Raw genomic sequence first — 4,185 nt, forward strand, 5'->3', positions numbered from 1 at the left:
TGGCTTTATAGGCGGGCGGTAACCAGGCACCGGTCACACCAAGCGCACTTAAATTTCCTGCTTCCTTAGCTGTTTTCTCCCAAAGTTGTTCATTTTCATTATAATACCAGTGAAAATACTGGATCAATAGTTGATTGGTCATGCTGTAATTGTGGTGCTTTTTTGATGCTTATGCAATACCATAACATGAAGTTGCACAATTTGTTTATTTTTGCAGAGATTATGAGTATAAAAGTTAAGAACCCTAAGGATTCATTCACCATTATGAATGAACTGGTATTGCCAAACGATACCAATACATTAAACAATCTGATGGGGGGAAGATTACTTCACTGGATGGATATTGCTGCAGCTATATCTGCACAAAAGCATTGTAACCGGATCGTTGTGACCGCATCTGTAGACAATGTTTCTTTTAAACAGGCTATAAAACTTGGCGATGTGATTACGATAGAAGCGAAAGTGACCAGAGCTTTTAATACCTCTGTTGAAGTTCGACTGGACGTGTGGGCCGAAAATATTCCTTCAGGAAGCCGTGTAAAATCTAATGAAGCCTATTACACCTTTGTAGCAGTAGATCAAAGTGGCAGGACGATCCCGGTACCAGAACTTGTTCCGGAAACAACCGATGAAATTGAATTATTTGAAGGGGCTTTAAGACGCAGACAACTTCGTCTTATCCTTGGCGGAAAAATGAAAGCAAATGACGCCCTCGAACTCAAGGCCCTGTTTTTTAAGGAATAACTAACAGCACTTAATTATGACCACCTATACAACACTTATCATTTTAAGCGGCCTGGTCATATTTTCATATCTGTTTGACCTGGTAGCGAGTAAAACAAAACTGCCCTCGGTTCTTTTACTGCTTCTTTTGGGGATAGGTTTAAGACTCCTGGTAGACAAATTGAATGTCCATCCCTATAATTTTATGGGCATCCTGCCAGCGCTGGGAACTGTTGGTTTGATCCTCATTGTATTTGAAGGCTCCCTGGAGCTTAAATATGACCGGCACAAAAACAAACTGATCAAAGGGGCCTTTCTCTCGGCCCTGGTCATTCTCTTCGCCACAGTAAGTATCATTACATTTATTATCTATCAGATCACTGGCAGAGAATTCTATATTTGCTTCAGCAACGCCATCCCGTTCAGCGTGATCAGCTCAGCCATAGCTATTCCTTCGGCAGCGGCCCTTACGGGTAAAGGAAAAGAATTCATAATTTATGAATCCTCCTTTTCAGACATTCTGGGTATTATCCTGTTCAACTTTGCCATTTCCAATCCCAACATCTCTATTTCATCTTTTACAGGATTGGCCATGAATACCGCACTGATCATTATCTTTTCAGCTATATCCTGTATATTACTGCTTTACCTGATGGGAAAACTATCTCATCATATCAAGTTCTTTCTGATCATTTCTATCCTGATCCTGGTGTATGCCATCGGACAATCTTATCACCTTTCTTCCCTTGTGCTCATCCTATCTTTCGGATTGTTCCTGAACAATGCCGATGCCATAGAACACGCCTGGTTTAGAGGAATATTTATTTATAAGAACCTGTCAAATGACCTGACACAACTCTACCAGCTCTCGGCAGAAAGCGCCTTCATTATCCGCACATTTTTCTTTGTGATCTTTGGGTTCACCATGAACATCTACGACCTGAACAATGTTGACATCATAGCCAACGGATTGTTTATACTGGCTTCCATATTCGTGATCAGGTTTACTTATTTAAGGCTGTTCAGGAAAGAAAATAGCGGAGCAGAAACATTTATTGCACCAAGGGGTCTGATCAGTATCCTACTTTATTTTAATCTGCCAGCATCTTTAAAAATGCCGCAGGTAGGGCCAGCATTCTTATTTATGGTTGTACTTGGTTCAAGCTTAATCATGAGTATAGGCCTTCTTGCCTCCAGGAAGAAGGTAAAAGCTATTGAGGAATGACCTTCTAATTGTCTTTACTATTCAGAGCAGCTCTAAGCTCCTCAGGTGCAGAAGCATTATGCTCCGGGTCCAACTGATAGGCCAGCGAACGATAAGTAAGGTCTTTGAATTCTTCCTTATAAATACGTTCATCGTAATTGATTTTAATATTAGCCAGACTTTTATTCATAAAACCCCAGGAAGAGGTTAAACTGTTAAGTGCAGTATTGTAAAAGCTGGTGATGATCCTCCCGCTGAGTTCTTCTTCTATGGTTGGATCTTTTTCGCCCCATTTGCGTACAGGAACCATCTTAGTTGAAAATTTATCGTAACTTTTTGGCTCGTAGTTCAGGTATTTCTTATACTCAAAACCTTTGATCTCTTTGAGTTTGATATTTTTAATCTCTCCAGGTCTAAAAAAAACAAGTGAAGTATCTCCCTTAACACCTATACTATCCGGAGTAACCTGATACAAAACACCTTTAAATACTTCTTTCCCGGTATTGATTAACGCCATGCAAGGCTTAACCTGTGCAGAGCTCTTTAATTTACTTACAATTAAAAGGCAAGTGAGAAGGGTGCAGACATGTCTTTTCATAAGCAGCTATTTTATTCCAATTTAGGAAATAACCGCGGCAAAACAAATAAAGTTTGAAAATTGTCAAAAAAAAGTAATTTCTAACTTCCCATCTCCAGAATTTTGTCAAATTCTTCGGCCTTTAATTTCATCACAGATAATCGCCCCTGTTTAACCAGAGAAATGTCTTTCAAACTTTCTTCAGCCTTGATCTGCTCCAGTGTAACCGGGTGTTTTAAGGTTTCTACAGGCGCAAGATCCACAACTACCCAATTGGCATCATCCGTTGTCGGGTCCTGATAGAACTCTTTAACTACTTTAGCTACGCCAACCACATGCTTACCCTCATTACTGTGGTAAAAAAGGACAAGATCGCCTTCCTTCATTTCTTTAAGGTTATTGCGTGCCTGGTAATTGCGTACGCCGTCCCAAAAGGTGCGGCCATCCTGATTAAATTTTTCCCAGCTGTATTTGAAAGGTTCTGATTTAACTAAAAAGTAGTTCATGGGGCAAAAGTAAAAAATATGTTTACAAAAAAAGCATCCTGAAAAATCAGGATGCTTTTAAATCGTTATAAAGTGGATTAACTTTTCGGATCCAGTGCAGTATCTATCCGTTCAGAAAGATCCTGCAAATGATACTTACTCAAACCAGAGGCCTGTGCAGTTGCCGATTTAATTGCCGAATTCAACGATCTTAACTGTGCTTTAACCACAGAAACCACATCATTCCTTGAAGGACTCATTCTTCTGTCCATTCCTCCCATAGATAAAGGTCCTGAAGGAGCAGATGCAGGGGCAGGTTTCAATACTGCAATCAGATTTTCTACATAAGCTTTTTGCAGGTTACGACGGTAAACATCAATATTTCCGTTGGTTTTCAGTTCAGTAAATACACTGCCCTGAAGATCTGTAAACAGGTCGGTAATCTTATAAGCAGATGCCCCATCTGCAGCTTCCGCCGAAATCAGCTTCGATAAAGTTGCCGAACTTAATAACCTACCTAATACCGGTGCCTGCAACCTGTTGATCAGTTCTACCGGATCTGCTCCTGTATTGTTCAGGATCTCCGGGCTTAATAACCAGGAAGGGGTACGGAACAGATTCTGATCTAAAAATACCAATGCTTCCTTCTGCATAGCTGCAGGAGTTCTTTCATAAACCGTTCCAGCCTGCTCAACTGTTTTTGGAGTTTCATAGATACCTCCAATATTCTTTGCTACATGCCCCATGTAGCGGCTAAACTGACCAGTCAGCTGACCATACATATTCTCCAGATCATCGTAGCCTTCATTTGCACTTCTGGTCCATTCCGGTAATTTTGCCAGGATTACTTTCAGGTTTTTAATCCCGTAAGTGCTTGCAATCATGGCATTATCGCCCAAATCCTCATTTTGCGAACGCGGATCATCCGGGTTCATTTCTGTACCAAACCACAAACGCTTGTTTTTCAGTCTCTCCACAGAAATCTTATTCAGCACAGGAACTTCAGCCGCCGGAGATTTAGCCTCAGGCAACAATTTATAGCCCCATTCAATGGCCCATTTATCATAATCTCCTATCCTTGGGTAGATGCCTTTAGGAGAAATTTTATCTTCAGGCTGTGCCACATAGTTAAAGCGGGCATAATCCATAATAGACGGTGTATGTCCGTTGGCTTCCACAAAAGCTTTATCACGCAG

The 4,185-nt window shown here is 40.8% G+C and carries 5 protein-coding genes; 2 read left to right on the forward strand and 3 right to left on the reverse strand.

Features of this window, described 5'->3' with window-relative positions:
• The first annotated feature begins 222 nt into the window (after nt 1-222).
• Both VNZ46_RS08195 and VNZ46_RS08200 read left to right on the forward strand, forming a co-directional pair.
• The gene (locus VNZ46_RS08195) at nt 223-744 is read left to right on the forward strand and encodes an acyl-CoA thioesterase (protein ID WP_199081555.1); all 522 of its coding nucleotides are present in this window, start codon (nt 223-225) and stop codon (nt 742-744) included.
• A gap of 16 nt (nt 745-760) precedes the next feature.
• A complete protein-coding gene (locus VNZ46_RS08200) occupies nt 761-1,948 on the forward strand; it encodes a sodium:proton antiporter (protein WP_325559600.1) in 1,188 nt (395 codons plus the stop codon).
• Between the two features lie 4 nt (nt 1,949-1,952).
• On the opposite strand, the gene VNZ46_RS08205 is transcribed toward VNZ46_RS08200, so the two are convergent.
• The 3 genes from VNZ46_RS08205 to VNZ46_RS08215 all read right to left on the reverse strand — a co-directional run.
• Nucleotides 1,953-2,525, reverse strand: a complete 573-nt coding sequence (locus tag VNZ46_RS08205; RefSeq protein ID WP_325559601.1) for a hypothetical protein — start codon at nt 2,523-2,525, stop codon at nt 1,953-1,955.
• Nucleotides 2,526-2,605: 80 nt separating this feature from the next.
• Nucleotides 2,606-3,010 (reverse strand): EVE domain-containing protein, encoded by a 405-nt coding sequence (locus VNZ46_RS08210; RefSeq protein ID WP_133777840.1) that lies wholly within the window; start codon nt 3,008-3,010, stop codon nt 2,606-2,608.
• 77 nt (nt 3,011-3,087) lie between these two features.
• The coding region (locus VNZ46_RS08215; RefSeq protein ID WP_325559602.1) for a zinc-dependent metalloprotease at nt 3,088-4,185 on the reverse strand (1,098 nt) is incomplete at its 5' end.

This window comes from Pedobacter sp. (assembly GCF_035566355.1).
Taxonomy (GTDB): domain Bacteria; phylum Bacteroidota; class Bacteroidia; order Sphingobacteriales; family Sphingobacteriaceae; genus Pedobacter.